A 1,170-nucleotide genomic window follows, 5' to 3' on the forward strand; every position below is an offset into this window, starting at 1 on the left:
AATGTCTAAAGAAAAATTTGAACGTACAAAACCGCACGTAAACGTGGGTACAATCGGCCACGTTGACCACGGTAAAACAACTTTAACAGCTGCAATCACCACAGTATTAGCAAAACACTACGGTGGTTCAGCTCGTGCATTTGACCAAATTGATAACGCACCGGAAGAAAAAGCGCGTGGTATTACCATCAATACTTCACACGTAGAATACGATACCCCAACCCGTCACTACGCACACGTTGACTGTCCGGGACACGCCGACTATGTTAAAAACATGATTACCGGTGCGGCACAAATGGATGGTGCTATTCTTGTTGTAGCAGCAACTGACGGTCCTATGCCACAAACTCGTGAGCACATCTTATTAGGTCGCCAAGTAGGTGTACCTTACATCATCGTATTCTTAAACAAATGCGATATGGTGGATGATGAAGAGTTATTAGAATTAGTTGAAATGGAAGTTCGTGAACTTCTTTCTCAATATGACTTCCCGGGTGATGATACCCCAATCGTACGTGGTTCAGCATTAAAAGCGTTAGAAGGCGATGCTGCATGGGAAGAGAAAATTCTTGAGTTAGCTAACCACTTAGATACTTATATCCCAGAACCTGAGCGTGCGATTGACCAACCATTCCTTCTTCCAATTGAAGACGTATTCTCAATCTCCGGTCGTGGTACAGTAGTAACCGGTCGTGTAGAGCGTGGTATTATCCGTACCGGTGATGAAGTTGAAATCGTAGGTATCAAAGATACCGCGAAAACAACTGTAACCGGTGTTGAGATGTTCCGTAAATTACTTGACGAAGGTCGTGCAGGTGAAAACATCGGTGCATTATTACGTGGTACTAAACGTGAAGAAATCGAACGTGGTCAAGTATTAGCGAAACCGGGTTCAATCACACCACACACTGATTTTGAATCAGAAGTTTACGTGTTATCAAAAGATGAAGGTGGTCGTCATACCCCATTCTTCAAAGGTTACCGTCCACAGTTCTATTTCCGTACAACTGACGTAACCGGTACTATCGAATTACCGGAAGGCGTGGAAATGGTAATGCCTGGTGATAACATCAAAATGACTGTATCTTTAATCCACCCAATTGCGATGGACCAAGGTTTACGTTTTGCTATCCGTGAGGGTGGTCGTACCGTTGGTGCGGGTGTTGTTGC

Annotated in this window: 1 protein-coding gene; it reads left to right on the plus strand. The window is 44.1% G+C overall.

Translation table 11 applies throughout. The annotated features are described in order from the left end of the window. Position 1 precedes the first annotated feature (1 nt). Positions 2–1,170 (plus strand): elongation factor Tu (tuf, locus tag BKK54_RS11450; RefSeq protein ID WP_077543191.1); only part of this gene is annotated, 1,169 nt, incomplete at its 3' end.

Origin of the sequence: Rodentibacter genomosp. 1 (genome assembly GCF_001999285.1) — a bacterium.
Taxonomy (GTDB): domain Bacteria; phylum Pseudomonadota; class Gammaproteobacteria; order Enterobacterales; family Pasteurellaceae; genus Rodentibacter.